At 68.1% G+C, this 24,565-nt stretch carries 26 protein-coding genes and 1 pseudogene; 22 read left to right on the forward strand and 5 right to left on the reverse strand.

The genetic code is table 11. From position 1 onward, the window contains the following. The first annotated feature begins 37 nt into the window (after positions 1-37). The 3 genes from miaB to dapF all read left to right on the forward strand — a co-directional run bounded on the left by miaB (position 38) and on the right by dapF (position 3,649). Positions 38-1,615, forward strand: a complete 1,578-nt coding sequence (miaB, locus tag AC06G6_RS06695; protein WP_479827514.1) for a tRNA (N6-isopentenyl adenosine(37)-C2)-methylthiotransferase MiaB — start codon at positions 38-40, stop codon at positions 1,613-1,615. A 99-nt stretch (positions 1,616-1,714) separates the two neighbouring features. Beyond that, entirely contained in the window at positions 1,715-2,608 is an 894-nt protein-coding gene (gene miaA / locus AC06G6_RS06700) for a tRNA (adenosine(37)-N6)-dimethylallyltransferase MiaA (RefSeq protein WP_479828566.1), read from the forward strand. An 84-nt stretch (positions 2,609-2,692) separates the two neighbouring features. Further along, positions 2,693-3,649 (forward strand): diaminopimelate epimerase, encoded by a 957-nt coding sequence (gene dapF, locus AC06G6_RS06705; protein ID WP_479827516.1) that lies wholly within the window; start codon positions 2,693-2,695, stop codon positions 3,647-3,649. Here dapF and AC06G6_RS06710 read toward each other — a convergent pair. Next, positions 3,630-4,244, reverse strand: a complete 615-nt coding sequence (locus AC06G6_RS06710; RefSeq protein WP_479827518.1) for a class I SAM-dependent methyltransferase — start codon at positions 4,242-4,244, stop codon at positions 3,630-3,632. The two genes, dapF and AC06G6_RS06710, sit on opposite strands and share 20 nt — an antisense overlap. A 478-nt stretch (positions 4,245-4,722) precedes the next feature. Here AC06G6_RS06710 and hflX point away from each other — a divergent pair, with 478 nt between their 5' ends. Together hflX and AC06G6_RS06720 are read left to right on the forward strand one after the other, a co-directional pair. Then, positions 4,723-6,291 carry a GTPase HflX gene (gene hflX / locus AC06G6_RS06715; protein ID WP_479827520.1) on the forward strand — a complete coding sequence of 523 codons (1,569 nt, stop codon included), beginning with the start codon at positions 4,723-4,725 and terminating at the stop codon, positions 6,289-6,291. Further along, positions 6,284-8,377, forward strand: coding sequence for an ATP-dependent DNA helicase (locus tag AC06G6_RS06720; RefSeq protein ID WP_479827522.1), 2,094 nt, complete (start codon positions 6,284-6,286; stop codon positions 8,375-8,377). The genes hflX and AC06G6_RS06720 overlap by 8 nt, the downstream gene beginning before the upstream one ends. A gap of 76 nt (positions 8,378-8,453) precedes the next feature. Here the strand turns inward: AC06G6_RS06720 and lexA are convergent, their stop codons facing one another. Beyond that, complete coding sequence (lexA, locus tag AC06G6_RS06725) at positions 8,454-9,203, reverse strand: transcriptional repressor LexA (RefSeq protein ID WP_479827524.1); 750 nt, start codon at positions 9,201-9,203, stop codon at positions 8,454-8,456. A gap of 360 nt (positions 9,204-9,563) precedes the next feature. On the opposite strand from lexA, the gene AC06G6_RS06730 reads away from it, so the two are divergent. The 8 genes from AC06G6_RS06730 to AC06G6_RS06765 all read left to right on the forward strand — a co-directional run bounded on the left by AC06G6_RS06730 (position 9,564) and on the right by AC06G6_RS06765 (position 15,915). After that, positions 9,564-10,016, forward strand: a complete 453-nt coding sequence (locus AC06G6_RS06730; RefSeq protein ID WP_479827526.1) for a LysM peptidoglycan-binding domain-containing protein — start codon at positions 9,564-9,566, stop codon at positions 10,014-10,016. A gap of 56 nt (positions 10,017-10,072) precedes the next feature. After that, positions 10,073-11,191, forward strand: coding sequence for a histidinol-phosphate transaminase (locus tag AC06G6_RS06735; RefSeq protein WP_479827528.1), 1,119 nt, complete (start codon positions 10,073-10,075; stop codon positions 11,189-11,191). A gap of 65 nt (positions 11,192-11,256) precedes the next feature. Then, a complete protein-coding gene (hisB, locus tag AC06G6_RS06740; RefSeq protein ID WP_307458445.1) occupies positions 11,257-11,883 on the forward strand; it encodes an imidazoleglycerol-phosphate dehydratase HisB in 627 nt (208 codons plus the stop codon). Further along, positions 11,880-12,629, forward strand: coding sequence for an imidazole glycerol phosphate synthase subunit HisH (hisH, locus tag AC06G6_RS06745; RefSeq protein ID WP_479827530.1), 750 nt, complete (start codon positions 11,880-11,882; stop codon positions 12,627-12,629). Before hisB ends, hisH begins: the two co-directional genes overlap by 4 nt. Then, positions 12,630-12,788, forward strand: coding sequence for a hypothetical protein (locus AC06G6_RS06750; RefSeq protein WP_307458438.1), 159 nt, complete (start codon positions 12,630-12,632; stop codon positions 12,786-12,788). A 52-nt stretch (positions 12,789-12,840) separates the two neighbouring features. Further along, a complete protein-coding gene (gene priA / locus AC06G6_RS06755; protein WP_479827532.1) occupies positions 12,841-13,587 on the forward strand; it encodes a bifunctional 1-(5-phosphoribosyl)-5-((5-phosphoribosylamino)methylideneamino)imidazole-4-carboxamide isomerase/phosphoribosylanthranilate isomerase PriA in 747 nt (248 codons plus the stop codon). Between the two features lie 13 nt (positions 13,588-13,600). After that, the gene (locus AC06G6_RS06760) at positions 13,601-14,500 is read left to right on the forward strand and encodes an SseB family protein (RefSeq protein WP_479827534.1); all 900 of its coding nucleotides are present in this window, start codon (positions 13,601-13,603) and stop codon (positions 14,498-14,500) included. A gap of 62 nt (positions 14,501-14,562) precedes the next feature. Beyond that, on the forward strand, positions 14,563-15,915 hold the full coding sequence (locus AC06G6_RS06765; RefSeq protein ID WP_479827536.1) for an MFS transporter: 1,353 nt from the start codon (positions 14,563-14,565) through the stop codon (positions 15,913-15,915). A 131-nt stretch (positions 15,916-16,046) separates the two neighbouring features. Here AC06G6_RS06765 and AC06G6_RS06770 read toward each other — a convergent pair whose 3' ends face one another. Beyond that, positions 16,047-16,433 carry a DUF1844 domain-containing protein gene (locus tag AC06G6_RS06770; protein ID WP_056432358.1) on the reverse strand — a complete coding sequence of 129 codons (387 nt, stop codon included), beginning with the start codon at positions 16,431-16,433 and terminating at the stop codon, positions 16,047-16,049. A 443-nt stretch (positions 16,434-16,876) separates the two neighbouring features. On the opposite strand from AC06G6_RS06770, the gene infC reads away from it, so the two are divergent. The 4 genes from infC to AC06G6_RS06790 all read left to right on the forward strand — a co-directional run bounded on the left by infC (position 16,877) and on the right by AC06G6_RS06790 (position 19,862). Next, positions 16,877-17,977, forward strand: a complete 1,101-nt coding sequence (infC, locus tag AC06G6_RS06775; RefSeq protein WP_479827538.1) for a translation initiation factor IF-3 — start codon at positions 16,877-16,879, stop codon at positions 17,975-17,977. Positions 17,978-18,092: 115 nt separating this feature from the next. After that, positions 18,093-18,287, forward strand: coding sequence for a 50S ribosomal protein L35 (gene rpmI, locus AC06G6_RS06780; protein WP_009358635.1), 195 nt, complete (start codon positions 18,093-18,095; stop codon positions 18,285-18,287). Between the two features lie 119 nt (positions 18,288-18,406). Then, a complete protein-coding gene (rplT, locus tag AC06G6_RS06785) occupies positions 18,407-18,883 on the forward strand; it encodes a 50S ribosomal protein L20 (RefSeq protein ID WP_479827540.1) in 477 nt (158 codons plus the stop codon). A 64-nt stretch (positions 18,884-18,947) separates the two neighbouring features. Next, positions 18,948-19,862 carry a TrmH family RNA methyltransferase gene (locus AC06G6_RS06790; RefSeq protein WP_479827542.1) on the forward strand — a complete coding sequence of 305 codons (915 nt, stop codon included), beginning with the start codon at positions 18,948-18,950 and terminating at the stop codon, positions 19,860-19,862. A 95-nt stretch (positions 19,863-19,957) separates the two neighbouring features. On the opposite strand, the gene AC06G6_RS06795 is transcribed toward AC06G6_RS06790, so the two are convergent. Next, complete coding sequence (locus tag AC06G6_RS06795) at positions 19,958-20,224, reverse strand: GlsB/YeaQ/YmgE family stress response membrane protein (RefSeq protein WP_307458416.1); 267 nt, start codon at positions 20,222-20,224, stop codon at positions 19,958-19,960. A gap of 201 nt (positions 20,225-20,425) precedes the next feature. Here AC06G6_RS06795 and AC06G6_RS06800 point away from each other — a divergent pair. Then, positions 20,426-20,759, forward strand: a pseudogene (locus AC06G6_RS06800) (cation diffusion facilitator family transporter); the annotation flags it as partial. 36 nt (positions 20,760-20,795) lie between these two features. Here AC06G6_RS06800 and AC06G6_RS06805 read toward each other — a convergent pair. Then, entirely contained in the window at positions 20,796-22,004 is a 1,209-nt protein-coding gene (locus tag AC06G6_RS06805) for an MFS transporter (RefSeq protein ID WP_479827544.1), read from the reverse strand. A gap of 399 nt (positions 22,005-22,403) precedes the next feature. Between AC06G6_RS06805 and AC06G6_RS06810 the strand changes: the two genes are divergently transcribed. The 4 genes from AC06G6_RS06810 (at position 22,404) to AC06G6_RS06825 (ending at position 24,480) form a co-directional block, all read left to right on the forward strand. Further along, on the forward strand, positions 22,404-22,850 hold the full coding sequence (locus AC06G6_RS06810; RefSeq protein WP_479827546.1) for a hypothetical protein: 447 nt from the start codon (positions 22,404-22,406) through the stop codon (positions 22,848-22,850). Positions 22,851-22,988: 138 nt separating this feature from the next. Then, positions 22,989-23,522 carry an SRPBCC family protein gene (locus AC06G6_RS06815; protein WP_479827548.1) on the forward strand — a complete coding sequence of 178 codons (534 nt, stop codon included), beginning with the start codon at positions 22,989-22,991 and terminating at the stop codon, positions 23,520-23,522. A 130-nt stretch (positions 23,523-23,652) separates the two neighbouring features. Then, positions 23,653-23,886, forward strand: coding sequence for a hypothetical protein (locus AC06G6_RS06820; protein WP_479827550.1), 234 nt, complete (start codon positions 23,653-23,655; stop codon positions 23,884-23,886). A 138-nt stretch (positions 23,887-24,024) separates the two neighbouring features. Then, positions 24,025-24,480, forward strand: coding sequence for a (deoxy)nucleoside triphosphate pyrophosphohydrolase (locus AC06G6_RS06825; protein ID WP_479827552.1), 456 nt, complete (start codon positions 24,025-24,027; stop codon positions 24,478-24,480). Positions 24,481-24,565 lie beyond the last annotated feature (85 nt).

A 24,565-nucleotide genomic window follows, 5' to 3' on the forward strand; every position in this document is an offset into this window, starting at 1 on the left:
ACGCCCCGGCGCCGTGCCGACCCGGTACCCTTAACAGGTGAGTTTGACCATTCCTTCCCCAGCAGCCGGCACCACCCCTTCCACGGACGCCACGTCCACCCCGGGGCCCGGGGCGCAGCCCTCCGCCCCGCAGCAGCCCCGCACCTACCAGGTGCGGACCTTCGGCTGCCAGATGAACGTGCACGACTCCGAGCGCATGTCCGGGATGCTCGAAGCCGCCGGCTACGTCCCCGCCGCCGGGGAACTGGCCGACGTCGTGGTCTTCAACACGTGCGCGGTGCGGGAAAACGCCGACAACAAGCTTTACGGCAACCTCGGCATGCTGGCGCCGGCCAAGGCCGCCAACCCCGGAATGCAGATCGCCGTCGGCGGCTGCCTGGCACAGAAGGACCGCGACACCATCCTGAAGAAGGCCCCGTGGGTGGACGCCGTCTTCGGCACCCACAACGTCGGCGCCCTGCCGGCCCTGCTGGAACGGGCCCGCCACAACAAGGAAGCCCAGCTCGAAATCCTCGAGTCCCTCGACGTCTTCCCCTCCACCCTGCCGACCAAGCGGGACTCGGTCTATTCCGGCTGGGTGTCAATCTCCGTCGGCTGCAACAACACCTGCACCTTCTGCATCGTCCCAGCCCTGCGCGGCAAGGAAAAGGACCGACGTCCCGGCGACATCCTGGCCGAGATCCAGGCCCTCGTCGCCGACGGCGCCATCGAAGTAACACTGCTGGGCCAGAACGTGAACTCCTACGGCGTCGAATTCGGCGACCGGCAGGCCTTCTCCAAGCTGCTCCGCGCCTGCGGGGACATCCCGGGCCTGGAACGCGTCCGGTTCACGAGCCCGCACCCCGCCGCCTTCACCGACGATGTCATCGACGCCATGGCCGAGACCCCCAATGTCATGCCGCAGCTGCACATGCCCCTGCAGTCCGGTTCGGACAAGGTCCTTAAGGACATGAAGCGGTCCTACCGCTCGACCAAGTTCCTGGGCATCCTGGACAAGGTCCGCGAGAAGATCCCGCACGCCGCCATCTCCACGGACATCATCGTCGGGTTCCCCGGTGAAACCGAGGAGGACTTCCAGGCCACGCTCGACGTCGTGGAGAAGTCCCGCTTCGCCACCGCCTTCACCTTCCAGTACTCCAAGCGGCCGGGTACCCCCGCCGCCGAGCTCCCGGACCAGCTCCCCAAGGCCGTCGTGCAGGAACGCTTCGAACGCCTCACGGCGCTGCAGGACAGGATCGCCGCCGAGGAGAACGCCCGCCAGCTCGGCCGGCGCGTGGAGGTCATGGTCACGGCCCAGTCCGGGCGCAAAGCCGGGGAAACCCACCGGCTCTCCGGACGGTCCCAGGACCAGCGCCTGGTCCACTTCTCCGTCCCGGCCGGCGCTGCGACGCCCCGCCCCGGCGACCTGGTCACCGTGACCATCACCGAGGCCGCCGCGTTCCACCTCGTCGCCGACCCGGCGTCGGCGGACGACTACAGCCTTCGCCGCTCCCGGGCCGGCGATGCCTGGGACAGGTCCCAGGCCGACTCCTGCGGGGCACCCGTTCCGGGATCCGCGTCCGGCACCACGGGAGTGTCCCTGGGCATGCCCACCCTTCCCGTCCGCGGCCGCTAACCCGTGACGGACCCGCAGGACGCCCCGGCGGCCACAGCGCAGGTCCCGGAGGCTGGCCCGGCCCAGGACCGCCCGGCCCAGGACAGTGCGGTACCGGCGCTGCCGGTCATCGCCGTCGTCGGGCCGACCGGCTCCGGCAAGTCCGACCTCGCCGTCGCGCTGGCACTGGAGCTCGGCGGCGAGGTCATCAACGCCGACTCCATGCAGTTCTACCGCGGCATGGACATTGGTACCGCCAAGATCACCGAGGCCGAGCGCAGGGGAGTGCCGCACCACCTCCTGGACATCCTGGACGTGACCGAGGAAGCGAGCGTCTCGGACTTCCAGCAGCAGGCCCGTGCGCTCATCGCCGACATCCACGCCCGGGGGAAACGCGCCATCCTGGCCGGAGGCTCCGGGCTCTATGTCCGCGCCGCCCTGGACGTGCTGGAATTCCCGGGCACGGACCCGGCCATCCGGCACCGGCTCGAGGCGGAACTGGAAACCGGCGGGGCGGCGCCGCTGCGCGCCCGGCTGGAATCCGTGGACCCGGTCTCCGCCGGCCGGCTCGGCGACGCGCGCCGGATCATCCGCGCGCTTGAGGTGTTCGAGCTGACCGGAAGGCCCTTCAGCTCCTTCATGCCCACCCGCGAGTACGTCCAGCCCGCGGTGCAGATCGGGCTTGAGGTGGACCGCGGGGAGCTCCGGGAACGGCTCGCCCGCCGGGTCCACGCCATGGTGGAACGCGGGCTGCTCGAGGAAGTCCGGACCCTCGACGCCGCCGGGCTCCGGCTCGGCCGGACGGCCCCGCGCGCGCTCGGCTACGCCCAGTTCCTCAGGGTCCTCGACGGCGAATCCGACGTGGCGCAGGCTGCGGAGGAAACCATCGTCGCGACCCGGCAGTTCGCCCGCCGGCAGCTGACCTGGTTCCGTGCCGACCCCCGGATCCACTGGCTCGACTGGCAGGACCCGGACCTCGTGGCCAGGGCCGCCGCCCTCTGCCTCGCCGGCTGAAAGACCCCCACAGGCGGACGGCTGGCCGCCCGGCTTGCCGGGGCGGTCAGCCGGCGGCCCGGCCCGGAACGGTAACCTTGGAGCATGGATGAAACCCTGGCCCTGGCCGCTGACCGCAACTCCACCGGTGACACTGCAGCCCTGAGCGGACTCAAGTTTTCCAAAGGCCACGGCACCGGGAACGACTTCGTGCTCCTGGCGGACCCCAACGGCACCCTGGCAGTGACACCCGAACAGGTCGCTGCACTCTGTGACCGGCACCGCGGCATCGGTGGCGACGGACTGATCCGCGCCGTCCCGTCCCGGCTGCTCCCGGAGGGCCAGGAGCTGCTGACGGAACACCCGGACGCCGCATGGTTCATGGACTACCGCAACGGCGACGGCTCGCTCTCCGAAATGTGCGGCAACGGCGTGCGCGTCTTTGTGCACTTCCTGATCGCCGAAGGCCTGGTCGAGCTGCCCGCCGGCGAATCGCTGACCATCGGCACCCGGGGCGGGGCCAAAACGATCGTCCGCACCGCCGCCGGCTACGCTGTCGACATGGGCCCCTGGGAGTTCATCTTCCCCGGCGAGGCCACCGCACGGGCCATGGATTCGCTGGTCAGCGCAAGGGGCCTGGAGGTCGCACGCCCCGCCCTGTCCGTCAGCATGGGGAACCCGCATACCGTCGTGGCGCTGGCCGAACTGGCCGAGTTGGAAGCCACCCAGCTGTTCACCCCACCCCACGTGGACCCCGCGCCGCCCCGCGGGACCAACGTCGAGTTCGTCGTCCCGTCCGAGCCGCTGGTCCACGACGGCGTCGGAACCATCACCATGCGCGTACACGAGCGGGGAGTGGGGGAGACCCAGTCCTGCGGCACCGGCGCCTGCGCGGCCGCCGTCGCGATCCGCCACTGGGCCGGCCAGGGCGCCCCGGACGTTTGGAACGTCCACGTCCCGGGCGGCGTCGTCGGAGTGAAATTCTTCCTCGGGGCGGAGGGCCACGAGCACGTCGAGCTCAGCGGCCCTGCGGTGATCGTCGCTACTGGGACGCTTTCCTGACCCGAAGGATACGGAAAGACTTCGAGGTGCTCTCGCGCGTCACCGTGAAGCTGCTGTCCAGTTCCGCGGCAAGCCAGCGCTGCAGGGAATCCGACCCCAGGTTCTTCTGCACCACCAGCCAAGCGGAGCCGCCGGGCGCCAGCCGCGGCAGCCACAGCAAGAGCAGGGCATGCAGCTCGTCCTTGCCGATCCGGATGGGCGGGTTGGACCAGATCGTGTCGAACCGGATCCCGGGGTCGACGGCGTCGGGTGTGCTGGCCGTGACATTGCCCAGCCCCAACAGCGCGGCGTTCTCGTTGGTCAGGGTCACGCACCGTTCGTTGACATCCACGGCGTAGACCCGGGCGTGCGGAGCCCGGAGGGCCAGGGTCAGGGCGATCGGACCCCAGCCGCAGCCGATATCCAGCAGCGTTCCCTGCGGGGCCGGGGCGGGCGCCTCGGCAAGCAGCACGGCCGTGCCCTTGTCGATGCCGTCCGGGCTGAAGATGCCCGAGGACGTCTGCAGGTGCCGGGTCTCACCGGCAAGCTCCACGGTCAGAGGCTTGCGGGTGAACGGCCCGGCCGGCTGGGCGCTGAAATAGTGTGCAGACTCCATAACTGCCCAGATTAGTTGGACCCCGGGCCGTAGGCGAAACCGCGGCGTCGGGCCGTAGGCCGATGGACCGTCTGGCAGCAGGGCCGTCTGCTAGTGTTAAATACATGTTCTTGAACTTCAAGTAGCCGGCACGGGTTAAATCCCGTCCCCGCAGCGACGCAGGTAGTCACCTTCCGCTCAGTGCGCCACCCCGCGACGATCCTGAAAAGGACCCGGCCGCTGGCGCCCGATCCACTTGGAGTCTGGCAGTGCTCATGGAGCCCGGCCGGGCGGAAAGTTTCTCCCTCCTCAAGGCCTCACCACGCCTGTTCCCTCCCTTTCTCACTGCTCCCTCGCGGAGCCCGCCCTGCCCCGGCACCGCTGCCGCGGGCATTCCAGGAGCCCCCATTTGACGAATAGTCGTCAGCCCAGCGCGAATACCGCCCCAGACAACACCGATCGGCACTATTCTAAAACTGCCGAACCTCTAAAGGAGACCATGACCAGTCAGCCCAACACCGGACCCGATTCAGCAGCCCAGGACATGAGTCCTGCGGAAATCCAAGCTGTCATCGACCGGATCCTCTCCAAGGACACCCCTGCCCGGAAGGCAGTCCCCGCTGCCGGCGAGTCCACGTCGGTGCTCGGCAAGGCGCAGGCGATCTCCCGGCAGGGCGAGGAACACAGCAACTATGACGGCGACCAGCAGGACCTCGAGGAACGGCACGCCCTGCGCCGTACCGCCGGGCTGTCCACGGAACTGGAAGACGTCACCGAAGTCGAATACCGGCAGCTGCGCCTCGAGCGTGTCGTGCTGGCAGGCCTCTGGACCGAAGGCACCCTCGCCGACGCCGAGAACTCGCTCCGCGAACTCGCTGCTCTCGCCGAGACCGCCGGCTCGGAGGTACTCGACGGAATCGTGCAGCGCCGCGCCAAGCCCGACCCCGGAACCTTCCTCGGCTCCGGCAAGGCCCAGGAACTCAAGGACATCGTGATGTCCACCGGCGCCGACACCGTCGTCGTCGATGCCGAACTGGCACCGTCCCAGCGCCGCAGCCTGGAAGACATCGTCAAGGTCAAGGTCATCGACCGCACGGCCCTGATCCTGGACATCTTCGCCCAGCACGCCAAGAGCCGCGAGGGCAAGGCCCAGGTGGAACTGGCCCAGCTCGAATACCTGCTCCCGCGCCTGCGCGGCTGGGGTGACTCGATGTCCCGCCAGGCCGGTGGCCAGGTGGGCGGCGCCGGTGCCGGCATGGGCTCGCGCGGTCCCGGTGAAACCAAGATCGAACTGGACCGCCGCCGGATCCGCACCCGGATGGCCAAGCTGCGGCGTGAAATCGCCGCGATGAAGCCTGCCCGGGAGACCAAACGCGCCAACCGCCGTCGTAATGCCGTGCCGTCCGTGGCGATCGCCGGGTACACCAACGCCGGCAAGTCCTCGCTGCTGAACCGGCTGACCGACGCCGGGGTGCTGGTGGAGAACGCTTTGTTCGCCACACTGGATCCGACGGTCCGCAAGGCCGAGACCTCGGACGGGCTGGGCTACACCCTGGCCGATACCGTGGGCTTCGTCCGGTCACTCCCCACCCAGCTCGTGGAGGCATTCCGCTCCACCCTGGAGGAAGTCGCGGACGCGGACCTGATCCTGCACGTCGTGGACGTCTCCCACCCGGATCCGGAAGGCCAGATCGCCGCCGTCCGCAAGGTGTTCAGCGAGGTCGACGCCCGCAAGGTCCCGGAAATCATCGTCCTGAACAAGGCCGACGCCGCGGATCCCTTCGTGATCGAACGGCTGAAGCAGCGCGAACCGCGCCACGTGGTGGTGTCGGCACGTACCGGCGAGGGCATCCCGGAACTGCTCAAGGCCATCAGCGAAGGCATCCCGCGGCCCAGCGTGAAGCTCGAACTGATGATCCCGTACAACCGCGGGGACCTGCTCAGCAAGCTGCACGAGACCGACGCCGAGATCCTCAGCCTCGACCACGAGGAAGCGGGCACCCGCGCCGTCGTGATGGTGCGCGAAGGATTCGCCGCTGAACTGGATTCGTTCATCAGCAATGACTGAAACCGCGGGGACCGAACCCGGCGAAGAACCTTCGGCGGGACCACGCAGCCCGGCCGGCGGGGAGTTCGTCATCGAACTGCTCGACCGCGCCGTGTCCGGCATGGGCGGACAGAGCCGCGACGGCCAGCACGAGATGGCCCGGCAGGTGGCGCACGCGATTGACAGCGGCGACCACCTGCTGGTCCAGGCCGGGACCGGAACCGGCAAGTCCCTCGCCTACCTGATCCCGCTGATCGCCCATTCGCTCGTCAGCGACAAGCCCACCCTGGTCTCCACGGCCACGCTGGCCCTCCAGACCCAGATCGTCGGCCGGGACCTGCCGCGGCTGCTGAAGACCATTACCCCGGCGCTGGAACGGCCCGTCAAGGTCGCCCTCGTCAAGGGCCGTTCCAACTATGTGTGCCGCCACAAGCTCGAAGGCGGCTTCCCCTCCGAGGAGCCCTCCGAGGGCCAGCTCTTCTCGCTCGGCGAGGACACCTCCGTCCCGCATTTCGCCGCGGCGATGGGCGGCCCGTCGTCCCAGCTCGGCAAGGAGGTCGTCCGGCTGCGCGAATGGGCCGAGGACACCGTGACGGGGGACCGGGATGAACTCCTGCCCGGGGTCACGGACCGTGCCTGGCGGCAGGTCTCCGTCACCTCCATGGAGTGTCTGGGCGCGCAGAAGTGCCCCCTCGCGGCCGAATGCTTTTCCGAACTGGCCCGGCAGAACGCCGCGGACGCCGACGTCGTCGTCACCAACCACGCCATGCTGGCCGTCAGCGCCTTCGAGGGCCTCGCGGTCCTGCCGGAGTACGACGTTGTGGTGGTCGATGAAGCCCACGAGCTGCAGGACCGGGTGACGGGCGCCGTGTCCGGCCAGCTCTCCGTCGCGATGGTGCACGTTGCCGCGTCCGGGGCCCGGAAGAACACGGGCATCACCGTGGACGCCCTGAACAACGCCGCGTCCAACCTCGAACTTGCCATTGAAGGGGTCCCCAGCGGCCTCATGCCCAACGGCCTGAACAGCGAACAGCTGGACTGCGTGGACCAGTTGCGGGACGCCTGCCGCGCGGCGCTCTCGGACTCCAAGGGGGACAGCGCCAACACCGCCGACGGCGGCCGCCAGCTCGCGCGCTCCCGCCTTATGGTGATCCTGGAGCTCTGCGAACGGCTGCTCGCCGCCCGCGAAAACCGCGAAGTGGTCTGGTTCTCCCGCAACAGCACCTTCGACCCGCAGCAGGGTTACTCCCAGCCCGACGAGTCCGCGCCGGCCCTGATCAACATCGCCCCGCTCAGCGTCGCCGGGCGGCTCCGCGAGGGCCTGTTCGCGGACCACACCGTGATCCTGACCTCGGCGACCCTGGCGATCGGGTCCGCGTTCGAACCGGCCGCCGCCGGCCTGGGCCTGGTCGGACCGGGTGCCCCGAGCTGGACCGGGGTCGACGTCGGCTCGCCCTTCGAGTACCCGAAACAGGGCATCCTCTATGTGGCCAAGCACCTGCCCAAACCCGGCCGTGGCACGTCCCCGGAGGCCCTCGACGAGCTCGAGAAGCTGATCCGGGCCTCCGGCGGCGGGGCCCTGTGCCTGTTCTCGTCCCGGCGCGCTGCCGAGGACGCCGCCGAGGCGCTGCGGCCGCGGCTGGACATGAGCATCCTCTGCCAGGGGGATTCGACCATGACCGCGCTGGTGAAACAGTTCGCCGACGAACCGGACACCTGCCTCTTCGGCACCATGTCGCTGTGGCAGGGTGTCGACGTGCCGGGGACCTCATGCCGTCTCGTCGTGATTGACCGGATCCCGTTCCCGCGGCCCGACGATCCGCTGATGACGGCCCGGTCCCGTGCGGTGGCCCAGGCCGGCGGCAACGGCTTCATGAGCGTGTCCGCGACCCACGCCGCCATCCGGCTGGCCCAGGGCGCCGGGCGCCTGATCCGCACCACAACGGACCGGGGAGTGGTGGCAGTGCTCGACTCACGGCTCACCACCGAGCGGTACGGGGGATTCCTCCGCGCCGCCCTGCCGCCGTTCTGGCCCACCACCGACCCCGCGATCGCCCTCGCGGCCCTGGAGCGGCTCGCAAAGGAATCCAGGCAGCCCGCCACGTAGCCCGGCGGGAACGCCAAGGGCCCCGTCCGGTGCGGGCGGGGCCCTTCGCAGCTGTCGGCGTGCCGGCTGACCGGTCCTAGAGGGAGCGCAGAACCGAGACGACTTTGCCCATGATGACGGCGTGATCGCCGAGGATGGGCTCGTACTGGGTGTTCTGCGGCAGCAGCCAGGTATGGCCGTCGCGCTGGCGGAACGTCTTGACTGTCGCTTCGTCGTCCAGCAGCGCGGCGACGATGTCACCGTTGACGGCGTCGCCCTGCTGGCGCACGACCACCCAGTCACCGTCGCAGATGGCGGCGTCGATCATCGAATCCCCCGCAACCTTGAGCATAAAGAGCTCGCCGTGGCCCACGAGCTGGCGGGGCAGCGGCATCACGTCCTCGACGACCTGGTCGGCCAGGATCGGGCCGCCGGCGGCGATGCGGCCCACCAGCGGCACCATGGCGGTGTCGGTGGCGCTGGCCAGTTCGGACACGGACAATCCGCCGACCGTGCGCAGGCCGCCCGACTTCTCAGCCCCGGACATCTTCGTCGTTCCCTCGTCGAGGGTCAGCGGCATCAGCACTTCCATGGCACGGGGGCGCTTGGGGTCGCGCCGCAGGTAGCCGAGTTTTTCCAGCTGTGAGAGCTGGTGGGTGACGCTGGAGAGGCTTGCCAGGCCGACGGTGTCGCCGATCTCGCGCATCGAGGGCGGATAGCCGTTGTCCGTGACCGAGCGCTGGATCGTTTCCAGGATCTTCTTTTGCCGGACGGTGAGGCTTTTGGGTGGCCGGGCCGCCTGCGGGCCCCGCTGGGTGGCCCTGCCGCCAGTGGCTTGTGCTGCCATGTTCGCCAACGCCTTTCCGTTCCGCCCGGCTGCCGTGGCTGCGGCTGCCGGGAACTTCCGGTCTGAAATGTCAGACCCTGCTGATCAACTACAGAAGTGGTTGTTCTTTGACTCAAACGTAGGCCAGCCGCAGGGCTTTTTCAAACATTTGTTCTAGCGAGTCTCGACATTGTTCGTTAATAAGTGCTAAAACAGAACAAGCAAGGTTCGAATATGTGTTCTAGTCATTCTCTGTTTTGAGGGTGGGGCACTGTTCGGGCACAGCATGACGTTCGGTTCTTTGTTCGAAGGTTAGGCCGGTTGGCGGCAAGTACGTGGAGTACGCCGGGCGGCACAGTATGGTCCAGGAGGGCTCAGTTCATGTCAGCATCAAGCGCGTTTCACGACACTTTCGGCCGCGACGCATTCGGCGAGTACGGCCGGCCCGACGGCGGTGCGTCCGCCGGCCGGCAGGGCACGGCCAGCAAGCGGGGCGCCGTTGGCAAGCAGCGGGCCAAGCAGGCGCCGCTGCGGCTCACCCGGCGGGGGCGCTTTGTCTTCATCGGGGTGCCGCTGATCCTGCTGGCCGCGCTCATCCTTACCCTCAGCGGCTTCCTCAACGCCCCGGCCAAGGCGGCGGAGTCCGCAGCCGGGCTGTCGCTGACCCCCACGGTGACAGTGACGGTGCAGCCCGGTGAGTCGTTGTGGGCGATCGCCGCATCCGTGGCACCGGAACGGGACCCCCGCGACGTTGTCACCGATATCATCCAGCTGAACAACCTCGAAGCCGCCCGCGTCGTTCCCGGCCAGGCGCTCTTCATCCCGTCCAAGTAAGCCGTTCAACCCGTCACAGTTTCAGGGCCCGCCGCGGTCTCACTTAAACTGGTGCAGTGACTGACCAGCTAGAGCGCCTGAACCGACTTCCCCTCCGGACCAATCTGCGCGGACTGACGCCGTACGGCGCGCCGCAGCTGGACGTCCCCATCCTGCTCAATGTCAACGAGAACACTCATGGTGTTCCCGCCGACGTGCGCGCCGCCATCTCGGAGGCCGTCACGATCGCCGCGGCCGGCTTGAACCGTTACCCGGACCGCGAGTTCACGGAACTGCGCGAAGCCCTCGCGGAATACCTCGGGCACGGACTCGGGGCGGACAACATCTGGGCAGCAAACGGCTCCAACGAGGTTCTCCAGCAGATCCTCCAGGCGTTCGGCGGCCCGGGGCGCACCGCCCTCGGATTCCCTCCCACGTACTCCATGTACCCGCTGCTGGCCTCCGGCACGGACACCGGGTACATCGTCGGGGTCCGCGCCGACGACTACGGACTCAGTGCCGCCTCGGCCGCCCGCCAGGTCCGCGAACTCCAGCCGAACATCGTTTTCCTGTGCTCCCCGAACAACCCCACCGGCACCGGGCTGGGCCTGGACGTCGTGGAGGCCGTCTACGAGGCCGGGGAAGCCAGCCAGACCATCGTGATCGTCGACGAGGCGTACCACGAGTTCGCCCACGACGGCACGCCCAGCGCCCTCACGCTGCTGCCCGGCCGGGAACGGCTGATCGTCTCGCGGACCATGAGCAAGGCCTTCGCCCTCGCCGGCGCCCGGGTTGGCTACATGGCCGCGGCGCCGGAGGTGACCGACGCCCTGCGCCTGGTCCGGCTCCCGTACCACCTCTCGGCCATCACCCAGGCGACAGCCCTGGCCGCCCTGCACCACCGGGTCGCGCTGATGGCCGACGTCGAGGACATCAAGCGCCAGCGGGACAGGATCGTGTCCGAATTGCAGCGGATGGGCCTCAAGCCGGCTGCCTCCGACTCGAACTACGTCTTCTTCGGCGGTCTGGACAACCCGCACGAGGTCTGGCAGGGCCTGCTCGACGCCGGTGTGCTGGTCCGGGACGTGGGCATTCCGGGGCACCTGCGTGTCACCGCCGGGACTGAGACGGAAACCACAGCCTTCCTCGAAGCCCTCGAACGGATCCTGGCCGGCCGCGCCGTGCAGCCCGCCTAGACTTAACCCAGGACATCCACCCTGCCCTGTTCGCCGGGCACCGTCGTCATCCAAAGGACACCCACATGAGCAACACCGGATCAACCGCTGCCGAGGGCCGGACCGCACGCATGGAACGGACCACCAGCGAGTCATCCGTGCTGGTCGAGATCAACCTGGACGGCACCGGCGTCTCGGACATCAGCACCTCGGTGCCGTTCTACGACCACATGCTGACGGCGCTGAGCAAGCACTCCCTGATCGACATGACGGTCAAGGCCACCGGCGACACGCACATTGACGTCCACCACACGGTCGAGGATGTGGCCATCACCTTCGGCGAGGTCCTGCGCACCGCGCTCGGAAACAAGGCCGGGATCCGCCGCTTCGGCGAAGCCACCGTTCCCCTCGACGAGGCCCTCGCGCACGCCGTCGTCGATGTCTCCGGCCGCCCGTACCTCGTGCACGGCGGCGAGCCTGCCGGCCAGGAATACCACCTGATCGGCGGACACTTCACCGGTTCCCTGACCCGCCACGTCTTCGAGGCGATCACCCTGCACGCCGGAATCTGCCTGCACATGAACGTCACCGCCGGCCGGGACCCGCACCACATCGTCGAGGCCCAGTTCAAGGCCTTCGCCCGCGCCCTGCGCGCCGCCGTCGAGCCGGATCCCCGCGTCGAGGGCATCCCGTCGACCAAGGGTGCCCTGTGACCGGGAAGATCCTGAAGGACGGCGCCATCATCGACCCGGACGCCGGCCGGAAGCCGGCCTCGCCGGACGGCAAGCCCACCGTCACGGTCCTGGACTACGGCTCCGGCAACGTCCGGTCCGCCGTGCGCGCCCTCGAACGCGCCGGCGCCGAGGTCATCCTCAGCTCCCGGCCGGAGGACGTCCTCAACGCCGATGGCCTCGTGGTCCCCGGGGTCGGGGCGTTCGAAACCGTGATGCGCGAGCTCAAAGCCGTTGATGCCATCCGCATGATCGGGCGCCGCGTCGCTGGCGGCCGCCCCGTGCTGGCCATCTGCGTGGGCCTCCAGGTCCTCTTCGAGGCCGGCGTCGAGCACGGCACCGTCGCGGAAGGCATGGGGGAGTGGCCCGGAAAGGTCGAGCTCCTTCCCGCCGACGTCGTCCCGCACATGGGCTGGAACACCGTGTCCGTCCCGGCGGGGTCCAAGCTGTTCGCCGGTGTCGAGGACGAACGCTTCTACTTCGTGCACTCCTACGGGGTCCAGCAGTGGGACTTCGACGTCATCCAGCCGCGCATGACGGCGCCGCTTGTCACTTGGTCGGAGCATGGTGCCCCGTTCATCGCCGCCGTGGAAAACGGCCCGCTGTGCGCCACGCAGTTCCACCCGGAGAAGTCCGGCGACGCCGGCGCGCGCCTGCTGCGCAACTGGGTGGAAGGCCTGCGGGAGCGCTCCGGCACCCCCGCCGCCCCGGAAGCCGGGACCGCCTAGATGTGGTCCATCGTCCTGATGGGCCTCGCCGGCCTGCTGGTCGGCGGAGCGCTGTCCTTCCGCCAGCAGAAGAGCCCGCGCTGGGTCCAGGTCGTGTTCTACGTCCTGGCTGGAATGGCGCTGCTCGCCGCCTACCTCCTGACACTGCCCGCCGCCTGACCCCCCGCGGCGCCCCCGACCACCTGCCGACCCTGAAAACTGAGGATCCACGATGACCACCGAAACCCCGCTGCCCGTGCTGGAGCTGCTGCCCGCCGTCGACGTCGTCAACGGCCAGGCGGTCCGCCTCGTCCAGGGCGAGGCCGGCAGCGAAACGAGTTACGGCACCCCGCTGGAAGCCGCGCTCAACTGGCAGCAGCAGGGGGCTGAGTGGGTCCACCTCGTTGACCTCGACGCCGCGTTCGGCCGGGGCTCCAACGCCGACCTGCTCCGCGAAGTGGTCGGCCGGCTCGACATCAAGGTGGAGCTCTCCGGCGGCCTGCGCGACGACGAGTCGCTCGAGAAGGCCCTCGACCTTGGGGTCGCCCGCGTGAACCTCGGCACCGCGGCCCTGGAAAACCCGGAGTGGACGGCCCGGGTGATCGAGCGCTTCGGCGACCGGATCGCCGTCGGGCTCGATGTCCGCGGCACCACGCTGGCCGGCCGCGGCTGGACCAAGGAGGGCGGCGACCTCTGGGACGTCCTCGGACGCCTCGAAGAGGCCGGCTGCGCCCGTTACGTCGTCACCGACGTCACCAAGGACGGCACCCTCCAGGGACCCAACGTCGAACTGCTGCGCCAGATGGTGGAGAAGACCGGCAAACCCGTGATCGCCTCCGGCGGGATCTCCAGCCTGGACGACCTCAAGGTCCTGCGCTCCCTCGTGCCGCTCGGCGTCGAGGGCGCCATCGTCGGGAAGGCCCTCTACAACGGCAACTTCACGCTGCCCGAGGCCCTCGACGTCGCCGGCCGGCGCTAGCTAAGTCCGCAGCATGGAGCACCGTCCCGCGGGCGAGCACGCCGCCGACCATCCCGCCACGTCACGCCCGTTGCCCGGACACATCGCGGCGGCCCTGGCCGGCGCGGGCGGGGCCGCGGACTCGGCGGGCCAGCCCTGGGCCGGACGCAGCCTGTCCGGCGACAGCGCCCACATCCACAATTTCGAGGACGACGACGGCGCGGCCGACGCCGGATACCTCGCGGCGCTGGCGGCCCTCGCGTCCGGCGACGGCGACGAGGCCGCGGTGGTGGCCGCGCTGGCGACGGCACGGGTCTTCGTCCCGATCCTGGCCACCCTCGCCGAAGAAGGCGACGGTGCCGGCGGCCTGCAGGCCGACAAACAGGCGGACATGGCCCTCGTGACGCTCAAGGCCCCGGACGGGCGGACGGCGATGCCCGTGTTTACCTCGGCCGCTTCGCTCCAGGCCTGGCACCCGGAAGCACGCCCGGTGGCCGTCTACGCTGCCCGCGCGGCACTCTCCGCGGTCGCCGAGAACGCCGAACTGCTCGTGCTGGACCCGGGCTCGGCAGTGACCTTCGTCGTGCGCCGGCCCGCCGTGTGGGCCCTGGCCCAGCAGCGGGACTGGACCCCGTCGTACGCTGATCCCGAGCTCGCCCGGAGCCTCGGCGAAGCCGCGGTTGGCTTTCCCGCGGTCCGCCGTGTTGAAATTCATCCAGGCGGTGGAGTTGCCTCGCGTGCGGCCGACGGGACCCCGTTGCAGGGCGGGGGCCCAGGCCCGGAACTCCGCGTCATGCTCTACCTTGAAGACGGGCTCGACGCCGCCGGCGTCCAGTCCATCGTGTCCGGCCTCAACAGTGCCTGGGCGCGGAATGAAGTATTTGCTGAGCGGGTTGACTCCATCGAGGTCAAATTGCAGCGCGCAGCACAGTAGCTGACGGCCAGCGGGGGAGATCCCGGTGCTGCCGGGGGCAGTACCGGAAGGATGAAAGCTACGTGAACTTCGCGCTGTACCGGGAGCTGCTGGCCGTTCGGCCGATCAGGCGGCTCCTGCTGGTGGGGATGGTGGCCCGCATACCGCACTCCGCGGCCGGGGTCCTGCTGACCCTGCACATCGTCCTCACCCTCGGGCAGGGTTACGCCGCGGCCGGGGCCGCGGCTGCCGTGATGACCATCGGCATTGCGGTCGGAGCACCCTGGCGCGGCCGGCGCGTCGATACCGTGGGCCTGCGGCGGGCCCTTATTCCGTCGGTCATTTGCGAGGCTGTCATCTGGTCGGTGGTGCCGCACGTGTCCTACGAGCTGCTGCTGCCGCTGGTGTTCGTCGGCGGCCTGCTGACCCTGCCGATCTTCAGCGTCGTCCGCCAGTCCCTCGGCGTCCTGGCCACGGGGGAGCAACGGCGCACGGCTTTTGCCCTCGACGCCATCTCCACCGAACTGGTCTTTATGATCGGCCCCGCGGCGGGGGCCCTCGTCGCCACCGCCGGACTCTCGGTCCTGGGGCTGACCATTGTTGGTGTCGCCACCTCGGTGTCCGGGCTCTTCCTGATGTGGTTCAACCCGCCGACCCGCAGCGCCGAACCCGGCCCTGGGGCCGAAGCCGCGTCCGGTGCCGGGTACGAGTCCGATGCCGCGTTCGAGGCAAGCCAGCAGGAAGCAGCCGAGGTTGCGGTGGTCGCTGCCGCCCCGGCCCGCCTGCAGGAGGCTGCCGCTGAGTTCGCCCCGCTGGCCGCCGCCGGGGACCGGCGACTGGAACGTGCCGGGCTGCGCCACAAGGTCATCCATAATTTCGTCTGGTTCACCCCCGCCGTGGCCGCCGTCTTTGCCGTCGCCGCCGGGGCCGGCATGGTCCTCAGCGGCACCGACGTCGGGATCGTTGCCGCCCTCGAAACCGGCGGCCACCAGGCCGAGATCGGATTGGTCTTCCTCTTCTGGTGCGGGGCTTCGGTGGTCGGCGGCGTGATCTATGGCGCCATGCACCGGCCCATCTCGCCGATCCTGCTGCTGATGGGGATGTCCGCGCTGAGCATTCCCATGGCCTTCGCGCAGGACACCTGGACCCTCAGCCTGCTCGCGCTCCTGCCGGGACTGCTCTGCGCCCCGGTGCTGTCGGCAGCCTCGGAGAAGGTCGCCGAACTCGTCGACGAGCGCCGCCGCGGCGAGGCCATGGGCTGGTACGGCTCGGCCCTCACCGGCGGCGTCGCGCTCGGCGCGCCGCTCGCCGGCGTGTTCATCGACGGCGTCGGCCCCTCCTCCGGATTCGTCGCCGTGGGGGTGGGCGGCGTCGCGCTGTGCCTGCTGGGGCTGGTGCTGCAGCACCGCCGCCGGCGGCGCCTCGCCGCAGCCTGAGCGCCCCGGGACCGGCACGGCCCTAGGCCGCGGGCCTTAACCGATGGCGGCGGGCGGACCGGTGTGGTCCGCCCGCCGCCGCGGTGCCGCTGGCAATGCTTAGTTGACCGGTAGCTTCGTGGTCCGGGTGATTAGTTGACCGGGCCGGTGTATTTCTCGCCCGGCCCCTTGCCCGGTGCGTCCGGGATGATGGATTCCTCGCGGAAGGCCAGCTGCAGGGAGCGCAGCCCGTCGCGCAACGGTCCGGCGTGCTGGGAGCCAATCTCCGGAGCGGCCGCGGTGACCAGGCCTGCGAGGGCCGTGATCAGCTTGCGGGCCTCGTCCAGGTCCTTGAGTTCTTCGGCGTTTTCCTCGGCGGCGAGGCCAAGCTTCACTGCGGCGGCGCTCATAAGGTGCACGGCGGCGGTGGTGATGACCTCGATCGCGGGCACCTCGGAGATGTCGCGGATCTGCTGTGAGACGTCGCCCTGGGCGCCGGCGGGCTCGTAAACATGTGAATTACTGTCTGAAGTGCTCATGCTGGTAAGCTTGTCACAGACCGACTGATTGTCGTTATTTCGCTCCGGTAGCTACTGTCCTACAGTAATACTGCGGCGGTCTGACAGCCGGAACCCGTCCGCAACCGACATGCCCGTCATGCAGGTGCGCCGGACGGGATTTCTTCTGTAGAATCGACTTTCAGTTTGCAAGCGGAGTTCTCTCCCACCCGCGTCAACCGCTCTCCTTCGGGAAGCTTCGCAAGAAGCAAGGTTGCCGGGTACCTGGTCGGGCATTTTTCCCGGGCGTCAGCCCTGGCAGGATGCATGCCGCCTCACACGAGGCAGGCAGTTCCGATCTTCGAGGCCTTCGATTGCTCCGGCAATTGGGGGCCTTCTCTTTTTGCCGGTGGAATACCCCTCACGAACACAGGAGCTTTAACATTAGCGAGCCAAGAATCAATGAGCGTATCCGCGTCCCCGAGGTGCGGCTGGTCGGCCCTGCAGGCGAGCAAGTAGGCGTTGTCCGTATTGAGGATGCCCTGCGTTTGGCTGCCGAGTCCGATCTTGATCTCGTTGAAGTTGCACCGCAGGCCAAGCCTCCGGTGTGCAAGCTGATGGACTTCGGCAAGTACAAGTACGAAGCCGCGGTCAAGGCACGCGAAGCCCGGAAGAACCAGACCAACACGGTCCTGAAGGAAATCCGCTTCCGCCTGAAGATCGACACCCACGACTACGAGACGAAGCGCGGCCACGCGCTCCGCTTCCTCGGCGCCGGTGACAAGGTCAAGGCCATGATCCAGTTCCGCGGCCGTGAGCAGCAGCGCCCCGAGATGGGCATCCGCCTGCTCCAGCGCTTCGCGGACGACGTCGCCGAAGTCGGCGTCGTGGAGTCCAGCCCGCGTATCGATGGCCGCAACATGGTCATGGTCGTCGGTCCCCTGAAGAACAAGGCAGAAGCCAAGGCAGAGGCCCGCCGCGCATCGCAGCGTGCGGAAGCCAAGGCCGAAAACGAGGCCAAGGCCTCCGGTGACTTCCGCGTTGACACGTCCGGCCCCGAAGCACCCCTGACGCAGTCGCTCGCCGATCTGCTGCCGGAGGGCTACCAGGTCCGGACCGAGGCGCCCGAGGCTGAGGCAACCGCAACGGAAGCCCCCGCCGAGGAAGCCGCTCCCGCCGTCGAGGCTCCGGCTGAAAAGGCTGAGGCCGAAGCCGCGAAGGCCCCGGCCGCCGAGGCCAAGGTTGAGGAAGCCCCGGCAGCGAAGGCTCCCGTCCAGGAAGCGCCGAAGCAGGAGGCTCCCAAGGCCGCTCCGAAGCGCGAGGCTCCCAAGGCTGAGGCCCCGAAGGCTGAGGCTCCGAAGGCCGCAGTCAAGCCGGCAGTAGCCAAGGCGCCCGCAGCGCCCAAGGCCGCTGCCAAGGCTCCGGAAGCCGCGACGGCTCCCGAGGCTGAAAAGGCCGCTCCGGCGGCAGCGCCGAAGCCGGTTGCTGCACCGAAGCCGGTGCCGCGTCCCGCGGCGCCGAAGCCTGCTGCACGGCCGGCTGCCCCGAAGGCCGCCGCCAAGCCGGGCACCAAGAAGACCAACTAGCTCAGGGCTGCCGGACAGCAATGTCCGGCAGCAAGAAACCAGCACGCCGCCCGCAGGGGCGGCTGCACGAAAGACTGCAGACCCTGTCTGCGGATACGTAAGGAGATCGGTTCCCATGCCGAAGATGAAGACCCACAGTGGTGCTAAGAAGCGCTTCAAGCTGACCGGCAGCGGCAAGCTGCGCCGCCAGCAGGCCAACCGCCGCCACTACCTCGAGCACAAGTCCTCCAGGCTGACCCGCCGCCTCGCCGGCGACAAGATCGTCTTCAAGGGCGACGCCAAGGTCATCCGGAAGATGCTCGGCATCTAAGTTCCAAGTTCTCTGACTGTTCGCCACCTGGCAGCAGTCAACTACCAAAAAGGCTTCTCAGGCCAGCCGGTTGTTCCGGCAGTAGACGCTTGGGATCAGAATTCTGAAGGAGTACGCACGTGGCACGTGTGAAGAGGGCGGTCAACGCCCACAAGAAGCGCCGGGTTATCCTTGAGCGCGCCAAGGGCTACCGTGGACAGCGTTCACGCCTGTACCGCAAGGCCAAAGAGCAGCTGCTGCACTCGTTTGTGTACAGCTACGGCGACCGCAAGAAGAAGAAGGGCGACTTCCGTCGCCTGTGGATCCAGCGTATCAACGCTGCATCCCGCGCCAACGGCCTGACCTACAACCGTCTGATCCAGGGCCTCAAGGCCGCTGAGGTCGAGGTTGACCGCCGTATGCTGGCAGAGCTGGCCGTCTCCGACGCCAACGCTTTCTCCGCGCTGGTCAAGATCGCCAAGGACTCCCTGCCCGCCGACACGTCCGCTCCGGCCGTTCAGGCTGAGGCTGCACCGGTTGCCAAGAAGCCGGCCGCCAAGAAGGTCGCCGCCAAGAAGCCGGCTGCCAAGAAGGCCGCCGACAAGGCTGCCGAGTAGTACCTGTAGTCGTTCGATAACGTCGTCGTTCAGGAACCGGCTGGAAAGCTACTAAGGTTCTTGTATGAACGAAACCGGGCGCCCGCAAGATGTTTTACTTTCCAACCCCCGAGCTGATCGGGTGAGGAAGGTGGCTCAGCTTGCCGGGCGCCCGGCCCGTTTAAAGCGCAGCGAGTTCCTCGCGGAGGGCCCCCAGGCTGTCCGGGAGGCCCTGACCCTGCACCAGAAGAGGATTGCCGCGGGGGAGCCCGGCGTCGTCTATGAGGTCTACGCGAGCGAGGCCTGCCTCGACCGGCACCCGGACCTGGAGACACTCGCGGAAGGGGTCACGGCGTTCCTCGCCACTGACGAAGTGCTCGCCGCGATGGCGGACACGGTCACCCCGCAGGGCATCCTCGCGGTCTGCGGTTTCCTGGACGTGAGCCTTGAGCAGGTGCTCGACGCCGGCCCGCAGCTGGTAGCCGTGCTGTGCCAGGTCCGCGATCCCGGCAACGCCGGCACCGTGCTCCGGGCAGCGGACGCGGCCGGCGCGGACGCCGTCATCCTGACCGCATCCAGCGTGGACATCTACAACCCCAAGGCGGTGCGCTCGACGGCGGGATCTCTCTTCCACCTGCCTGTTGTGCTCGGCGCCGAAGTCGAGGAGACCGTGGCCCGCTGCAAGGAACGCGGCATCGGGGTCCTCGCCGCCGACGGCAACGGGGAACTGAACCTGGACCGGCTGCAGGACCAGAACGCGGCCCGCCGGCTGGGCGCGCCGCCGCGCGAGTCCGGGTACGCGCTGGAGAACCCGACCGCCTGGCTCTTTGGCAACGAGGCCCAGGGCCTCGCCGAGGAAGAACTCGCCCTGGCAGACCACCGGGTGGCCGTGCCCGTGTACGGGGCCGCTGAAAGCCTCAACCTCGGCACCGCAGCGACGGTCTGCCTCTACGCCAGCGCCCGCTCACAGCAGGACGGCGCGACAAACCCGGCCGGCTGATTTCCGCGCCGGTACGCGGCAGCCGCCCGGCAACAGGCAAAAAAGTACGGCGGGGGTCCACCAAAAGGTGGGCCCCCGCCGTCGTACCTGTGCAGTTAACTGGTCTTTTTGCGTCCTGTGATGGCGCCGTAGACAAGGGCGACCAGCAGGCCGCCGACAATGGCCAGGAGCCAGGAACCGAGATTCCAGAATTCCATCTTGCCGCCGCCAAACAGGAGATCGCCGATCCAGCCGCCGACAACTGCGCCGACAACGCCGAGCACGAGGCTGGTGACCCAGCCGCCGCCGACCCTGCCAGGCATAACTGCCTTGACGATTGCACCTACTATGAGTCCGAGAATGATCCAGCCAAGAAAGCCCATTACTCCTCCTACATATCGTCGGCATCCAAATGGTGAATCCCGATTATGGCTTCAAGCTAACATAGGCCAGTTTGCTTGTCAGCAGGATCACACCCAATCGTTATCTGCCCGGTGACCTGCGCTGTTGCGGGCTAATCGGGCCGCCTCACCCAGTCGGAGCGGTGCCGGGTGCGGTGCTCCGGCGGGCCGACAACGGGGACGGTATTTCTTGTGGGCGGCAAGCGCGCCAAGCGGGCGGCGAGCCCGGGGCATCCGTTCGGCTACGGACGTGAGCGTTACATCTACGCCTTCATCGCCGAGTCCTTCTCGTTCCGGACCGCGATCATCGAATCCAACCACGTCCGCGGCAAGCAGAGCTGGGTCACGTTCATCCGCAGTGCCAAGCAGCCGGAGCTGCCGGTCATTCTCCTGGAAGACCTCGGCGCGCTGGTCGGCCTGGTTTTCGCGCTCTTCGGTGTGAGCACGACGCATCCACCTCAAGACCCTGCACCTTGGCCCGGAGGAACTGCTGGTCGCCGCCAAAATCAGCATCGGTTTGTGAGGGGCCGCCGGACGGTAGCCGCATCGCGGGCTACCGGGCCAGCGGCCTCCTGCGTTCCACCAGTCCGCTGACGAGCGCGACGCCCAGGCCCAGGACGGCCAGCACGGCACCCACGAGGGCCGGTGCCACGTAGCCCCAGCCCCAGGCGATCACCAGGCCGCCGAGGAACGCCCCCAAAGCGTTGGCGACGTTGAGGGCCGCATGGTTCAGCGAGGAGGCCAGCGAGGGGGCGTCAGGTGAAGCATCCAGCAGCCGGGTCTGCAGCGCCGGGACCAGCAGCGAACCGGCGGCGCCGACGACGAAGACCATCACGTAGGCGGACCACGGCCAGTGCACGGCGACGGCGTAGACCACAAGGGCCACGGCGATGCCGGGCAGCACCCAGTAGATCGTCCCCATCACGGACCTGTCCGCGATCCGGCCGCCGACGATGTTGCCGGCCACCATGCCCAGCCCATAGAGCGCGACAACCAGCGGGAGCCAGGCCGCGGGAATGCCCGCCACGGAGGTCATGGTGTGGGCGATGTACGTATAGGTGGCGAAGAAGCCGCCGAACCCCACGATGCCGATCAGGATCGCCAGCCAGACCTGGAGCCGTTTGAGGGCGCCCAGTTCGCGGCGGAAGCTCGCATCCGCGTGCGGCTTCTGGTACGGCAGGAACTTCCAGAGCATCACCAGGGTGAGGATGCCGATCAGGCCCACCAGCAAGAACAGCAGCCGCCAGCCGTACGCCTGGCCCAGCCAGGTGCCAAAGGGTACGCCGATGACGTTGGAGACGGTCAGGCCGGCCATGACCATCGAAATGGCCCAACCACGTTTGGTCGGTGCGACCAGTGACGCCGCGATCACGGCCGCGACGCCGAAGAAGGCCCCGTGGGGCAGCCCGGCGGCGAAGCGCGACACCAGCATGGTGCCGTAGTCGGGGGCGATGAAGGACGTCAGGTTCGCGATGCTGAAGAAGAGCATGAGTCCCAGGGCCAGGTACTTCCGCGGCATCTTCGCACCGAAGGCGGCCAGCAGCGGGGCCCCGATCACGACGCCGAGGGCATAGGCCGAGATCAGGTGGCCCGCCTCCGGTGTGCTGATGTTGAGCCCTTGCTCCACCTCCTTGAGCAGGCCCATCATGGTGAATTCCGTGGTGCCGATGCCGAATCCGCCCATAGCAAGGGAAACGATGGCAAGGGCAACATGGCGGGTTCCGGGTTTGGGCGTCGCCGGGGCGTGTGTGGTGATAGTCATTCGTCTGCTTTTCGGTGACGTTCCCGGCTGAAGCCAGGAGAATGCGGCAAAATAAAATCTGATGTGTGGTCTCAGGTGGGTAACGGGGCGGGCGCGCTCGGTATTCCGGGTACTCAGGAAGGCCGCCCCCATCCATTCTCCCCTACGCCGGCAGCGCCGCTGAATTTGTGCCGGTGGTTCCGGATGGGCCCGGCCGAATTCCCGCCGTTGAGGAAGCGCGCCCGCCGCCGCATGAGCGGGTGCTCATCCGCAGCACTGGGTGAGCGCACGCGGAGTCCCGTTTTGCCACCACAGATCACCTGCCCCGGATGAGGTCCGCGCCCCGGGGCGGCCCGACAATGGTCGTACGTGCCAGTGGCAGGGCTGTCTGCCGCACCCCATCTCGGAAAGGGGCCTCCCATGTCGAGACCACGCCCAATCCTTGCAGGATCGATCGCACTCGGGTTCGCCGTCGCAATGCTGGCGGGCTGCAGCACTTCCAGCCCCGGGGCCAGCGTCAGCAGCGCCAGAGCGGAGGAAAACGTCTCGCAGGCGTGTGCTGCTGCCAGTGCCTATGCCGCAGCCCTGACAAATTTCAAGCAGACACTTCAGCCCGGTGCCACGGTGGGACAGCTCGATTCGGCACGGGATCAGGTCGCGAAGACCTTCGACGATCTGATCCAGGCAAGCCAGGACGTGGCGAAGGACGAGGTGGACGCCGTTAAGACGGCTGAAGAAAACTTCGAGCGAGCCGTCAAAGCTGTTCCTGACGATGCCACCCTGACCCAGGCGGTCGCCTCCCTGCGGGACGAAGCAGCTAACGTCCAGGCCGCTGTCAGCGACCTCCAGACTGCGGCCAAGTGCTAAGGCCCGGAATTTTCCGCGTGAGGCGCCGCTGGCCGCATGCTCCGCATCCCGCTGTATCAGCGTGCCGCCCCCGCTGGAAGCAGCGAAGTCAAGAATGTGTTTCGGGGAAAACTCACGGGATACCGGCCTGAGAACGCCATGAAATCCTTTGAGGCCGAGACCGTGATCCACGCCCGGAACTCGACGGTATGGGACATCATCACGGACGGCAGCAACTACACCGTCTGGGACTCCGGCATTACCCGCATCGACGGCCAACTGCGCAACGGCGGCCCGATAAGAGTCCGGACCCGCACCGGCGGGAACCGCACCTTCAGGCTGCGCGTCCAGCAGATACCGGGCGAGGTGATGATCTGGACCGGGGGCCTGCCCTGGGGCCTGTTCAAGAGCGTGTGCACGTTCACCCTGACTCCCCATGGTGGCATGACACACTTGCGCGTCCGGGAGGAATTCACCGGCCCACTGTTGGGTCCGATGTGGAGCACCGTCCCCGATCTGGAACGGGCCTTCGCCGATTATGTCAGCGCAGTCAAGGAACGCGCCGAACTCCTCGGCAGACACGAAGCCAGGGTCCCCGCTTCGCCGGGCCGGCCATGGCCGAAAGCGGGCGACGGATCAGGCCGGCGGAGTGCGCGCGAAACGTCGCCGTGGTGGCGGCCGCTCCTTCCCTGACCAGCCCCGCAGTGATCCCTCTAGCGAACGCCGGCTTCGTGCGGGGGCAATATACAGCTGCCATATACACGCATTCACTCCGCGCGTATGCTCTTCCCCCCAAGCAGTCTTATGCTTCCGGGAGGCCCCAGTGACAAATTCGGACGCCGACAACGAACAACGCTGCGACGCTGAGCAAAGGAACTTTCCTGCGAGCCACTTTGGCGTGGGTCCGGACGGGCAGTTTATTCACATCAAGGTCAGGCCCAACTGGAACAACCCTGGCCAGGGGCACACGATGAGCGGGCAGGACGTGTGGTTTGAGGGTCGCGCGGTTGATTTCCAGCAGGAATGGAACCTCATTAAAATCTGGCCCCGGCTATGATTCGGGCATTCAGGACCGATCCCCATCGCTGATTTCATCTCCGGTCATCGGATGCGCCCCACAGAGCACCTCGTTGGAGCAACCGGCAGATACCCGGACCTGACGCCTCGGCCCCGCGACATGTCTAGACTTGAGGGCGTGACTGGACTTATCAGCGTCGTTGGCGGCGCCGTACTGGATTCCCTGGCCCAACCCGGCCGGCTGCTCGTGGCACGGCGGACGGCGCCCCCGCACTTCGCGGGCATGTGGGAGTTTCCCGGCGGCAAGGTCGAGTCCGGCGAGACGGGCGAGCAGGCCCTGCACCGGGAGCTCCTGGAAGAACTTGGCGTGACCATCCGGCTAGGTGCCGAACTGGAGAGCGGATCCGACGGCGGCTGGCCGCTCAACGAGCGCGCGGCGATGCGTGTGTGGTTCGCGGAACTGCTCGACGGCGTTCCCCACCCCCTCCAGGACCACGATGAGCTGCGCTGGATCAACCTCCGGGACCGCGACGAGGTGCTGGGCCTGCCATGGATCCCCGCTGACCTGCCGATCGTCGAGTCACTGTTGGACAGGCTGCCGGTAGCGGAGTCTCCGGCCGTTTCCGCAAACTGATCTGAGCTTTCGGGCCGCCGGGGCCCCACCTCTCGCCAAAGCGCGAACCATGTGACTACGCTGAAGCGAATCGAGAGGAGCAACC

The organism is Arthrobacter sp. CJL-S3 (assembly GCF_056711635.1).

What these genes read in the sequence shown, in the direction of transcription:
- rpmI (WP_009358635.1), top strand. Translation starts at nt 18,093, where the DNA reads ATGCCGAAGATGAAGACCCACAGTGGTGCTAAGAAGCGCTTCAAGCTG.
- AC06G6_RS06720 (WP_479827522.1), top strand. Translation starts at nt 6,284, where the DNA reads ATGACTGAAACCGCGGGGACCGAACCCGGCGAAGAACCTTCGGCGGGA.
- hisB (WP_307458445.1), top strand. Translation starts at nt 11,257, where the DNA reads ATGAGCAACACCGGATCAACCGCTGCCGAGGGCCGGACCGCACGCATG.
- hflX (WP_479827520.1), top strand. Translation starts at nt 4,723, where the DNA reads ATGACCAGTCAGCCCAACACCGGACCCGATTCAGCAGCCCAGGACATG.
- AC06G6_RS06710 (WP_479827518.1), bottom strand. Translation starts at nt 4,244, where the DNA reads ATGGAGTCTGCACACTATTTCAGCGCCCAGCCGGCCGGGCCGTTCACC.
- lexA (WP_479827524.1), bottom strand. Translation starts at nt 9,203, where the DNA reads ATGGCAGCACAAGCCACTGGCGGCAGGGCCACCCAGCGGGGCCCGCAG.
- AC06G6_RS06770 (WP_056432358.1), bottom strand. Translation starts at nt 16,433, where the DNA reads ATGAGCACTTCAGACAGTAATTCACATGTTTACGAGCCCGCCGGCGCC.
- AC06G6_RS06805 (WP_479827544.1), bottom strand. Translation starts at nt 22,004, where the DNA reads ATGACTATCACCACACACGCCCCGGCGACGCCCAAACCCGGAACCCGC.
- AC06G6_RS06810 (WP_479827546.1), top strand. Translation starts at nt 22,404, where the DNA reads ATGTCGAGACCACGCCCAATCCTTGCAGGATCGATCGCACTCGGGTTC.
- AC06G6_RS06790 (WP_479827542.1), top strand. Translation starts at nt 18,948, where the DNA reads ATGAACGAAACCGGGCGCCCGCAAGATGTTTTACTTTCCAACCCCCGA.
- AC06G6_RS06750 (WP_307458438.1), top strand. Translation starts at nt 12,630, where the DNA reads ATGTGGTCCATCGTCCTGATGGGCCTCGCCGGCCTGCTGGTCGGCGGA.
- AC06G6_RS06795 (WP_307458416.1), bottom strand. Translation starts at nt 20,224, where the DNA reads ATGGGCTTTCTTGGCTGGATCATTCTCGGACTCATAGTAGGTGCAATC.
- AC06G6_RS06815 (WP_479827548.1), top strand. Translation starts at nt 22,989, where the DNA reads ATGAAATCCTTTGAGGCCGAGACCGTGATCCACGCCCGGAACTCGACG.
- AC06G6_RS06730 (WP_479827526.1), top strand. Translation starts at nt 9,564, where the DNA reads ATGTCAGCATCAAGCGCGTTTCACGACACTTTCGGCCGCGACGCATTC.
- priA (WP_479827532.1), top strand. Translation starts at nt 12,841, where the DNA reads ATGACCACCGAAACCCCGCTGCCCGTGCTGGAGCTGCTGCCCGCCGTC.
- dapF (WP_479827516.1), top strand. Translation starts at nt 2,693, where the DNA reads ATGGATGAAACCCTGGCCCTGGCCGCTGACCGCAACTCCACCGGTGAC.
- AC06G6_RS06760 (WP_479827534.1), top strand. Translation starts at nt 13,601, where the DNA reads ATGGAGCACCGTCCCGCGGGCGAGCACGCCGCCGACCATCCCGCCACG.